This window comes from Achromobacter sp. (assembly GCF_057314935.1).
Genome location: NZ_DBHKZA010000152.1, coordinates 2890 through 5625 on the forward strand (window position 1 = coordinate 2890; position 2736 = coordinate 5625).

Here is a 2736-nt window from a genome sequence, read left to right on the forward strand (position 1 = left end):
GCCGGGCTGATCCGCCGGACGCCTCCGCCGGGCTTGCCGCTATTTTCCCTTCGGCGCGACGGGCGCCGGTGCCTTGGGCGGTTTGCGCATCTGTTCCAGCAGCGGGCCGCAGGCGTTCTCGTCGGTGGTGCTGGGCGCGATCAGCGCCAGCAAGCCCGCCGCCGGCGTCAGCAGCACGCCCAATGCCACCATGCCTGCGCCACGCGCGGCCAGCGGCAGCACGTGCACGCCCACGTCCGGCGAACCGAAGGTGCCACGCACGTACAACGGCGAGCGCAACGAGAAGATGCGAAAGCCCTTGCTGTCCGGCGTGATGTCCATATCCATGGTTTCGTTCTTGAAATCGGCAGTGCCGGTGATGCTGATCAGCGCGTTCTCCGTATCGAACACGAACACGCGCGGCGTCATCACGCCGTTCTTCATGGCGAGATCGGCCGCGCCGCAATTGATTTTCACTTCGTCGTCGCCGAACAGCTTGGACATGACGTAGTTGCCGACGTTCAGCCCGGCGATCTCCATCAGGCTGCGGCTGATGACGCCGTCGTTGACCAGCATTTTCACGTCGCCCGTCGCCGAGCCCAACAACGCCGCCACCGAATTGCCGGTGCCGCTGATCGCCAGGTCGCCGTTCAATTCGCCCAGCGTCTTCTGCATGGCTTCCGTCGCGGGAAACAGCTGCTTCAAACGCAGGCGACGCGCCTGCAGATCGACGCGCCCTGTCAGCGCTTCGTTGGCGCCATCCAGCTTGATGGTGCCGTTGATATTGCCGCCGGCAATGCCGAAACGGAACGGGTCCAGCGTCAGTTTGCCGTCTTGCAACACCACGTGCACGGACAGATCGGACAGCGGCAGCTTGCTGTCATGCACGATGCGCCCTGCGTTGAGCGTGACGTCGGCGTCCATGTCGCGCCAGCGGTCGGTGCGGAAAGCCTGCGTCGGCAGCACCTTGCCGCCCTTGGGCTTGGCAGGCGCATCCTTGGCGCGGTCGGCGGGCGCCGCCGCCGTGCCGCCCGCGGGCACGCCGATCAGCGGCCCCAGGTCGACCATGCGCAGCTGTTTCGACGACAGCTTGCCAGTGAGTTTCGGCCGCGGCGCGCCCAAGGCGAAGGTGATGTCGCCATGCAGGTCGCTGTTGCCCACCTTGCCATTGAAATCCTTGTAGTCGAACACGGCGCCGCCAGGGTTGTTGAGCTTGGCGACCAAGTGCCCGTCGGTAGCGTACGGCGGCGTATCGGGCAGGGTCACGCCCGTCAGCGGATACAGCTGCGCCATCGAGGCGCCCGACAGTTTCAGCCGCAGGTCGAGCGCGCCCAGGTTGGCGGGATCGGTCAAGGTTCCGGTCACCGAGGCCTTGGTGCCTCCGATCGCCACATCCGCCTGCACGGGAAACGGCTGCTTGGCGTCCTGCAAGGCCAGCATCCCGCCGACCTTGCCTTCGCCCTTGGTGGCCAGCCCCTTGAACTTGCCGTCCACCTTCCAACCGAACACGTAGTCGCGCGGCACGGGCGCCGCACCGTCCTCGGGCACGAAGGCGGCGCCGGCCACGTCCGCGAAGGGCACCGGTTTGCCCAACGGGTCCACCAGCACGGTCAGGTCGGCCTTGAGGACCTCGTCGACCAGGCCGACCCGGCCCTTGTCGAATCCGATTTCGTTGATGTCCAGCACCCACGGAGAGGGCTCGCCGGTCTCTGGCAAAGTGAAGACCCAGTTGGCGCGGCCATCGGCCAGCCGCTCCAGGTCTGCGGCGGGTTCTGTCAGCTGGATGCGGCGGATGACCACGCGCTGGCTCAAGAGCGGCAGCAGCGCCAGGCTGAACTCGCCGCGCTTGAGCGTGGCGAAGGCAGGCGCTTTCGCCCACGGCGCGTTGCCTACCGAAATATCGTTGGCGATGATGTGCGGCCAGGGCACCCAGGCCCGCCAGCCGCCTTCGTCGGGCTCGCGCTCCCATTTGACGCTCAGGTCGCCGTTGATGGCGAAAGGTCGGCCGATGGCGGCGCTGGCGCGCTCGTTGATCATGGGTTTGGCCCGGTTCCAGTCGAAAGTGGCAATCACTACTGCCAGCACCAGCACGACGAGGGCCAGACCCCCTACAATCCCGATCGCTATTTTTCTTGTGCGCGTCATGGCTATTATCCTTGGCGTTGTGGCCGGCTTCCGACCGCCGGCCCTCTGTTACCGGTAAGGGTATCGCGGCGCACCGCAAGGGTTAAGCCAACCGGCCCCATAATGTGTGCGGATCTTTCCGCCTGCAAAACGTCGGGGCGGCCAGCGTCGCGCGGCGACGCATCGCCGCCTGCGGGTTTGCGCAGCACGCCGTGTTCCCGCCCTGGCGCCAGGCAGTTACAAAACGAAATGGCTATGACCCCCGGAAAGTGACCGGAAGGCAGTAACTCACTGAATTTTCGACGCGCGCCCTGCTCCAATGCGCGGACGATTGATGCCGCCCCATCGGGTCGGACAGCAGAACAACCTGGAGGCCCGATGCGGCATTCAACCTTGATTTTCGTGGTCGCGGCGTTTGCGCTGCTGACGCTGAGCCGCCTGGCGCTGGCCGCCTGGCAATGGCAGCGCGTGCGCAATGCCGGCGGCCTGTTCCCGCTGCTGTTGGGCGGCCTGCGCATCGACGCGCACCAGATCGCCGTGTTGGCCGCGCTGCCGGCGGTGCTGTCGCCCCTGCTGGGGCACTTCCCTATCGCCGCGACCCTCGCCGGCTACTGGTACCTGGCCGCCTTCATC

Annotated in this window: 1 protein-coding gene and 1 pseudogene; one reads left to right on the forward strand and one right to left on the reverse strand. The window is 66.4% G+C overall.

The features are described from left to right. Positions 1-39: 39 nt before the first annotated feature. Positions 40-2124, reverse strand: a complete 2085-nt coding sequence (locus ACO6D5_RS29155) for an AsmA family protein (protein ID WP_485827321.1) — start codon at positions 2122-2124, stop codon at positions 40-42. A 357-nt stretch (positions 2125-2481) separates the two neighbouring features. Here ACO6D5_RS29155 and ACO6D5_RS29160 point away from each other — a divergent pair. Further along, positions 2482-2736, forward strand: a pseudogene (locus tag ACO6D5_RS29160) (LTA synthase family protein); the annotation flags it as partial.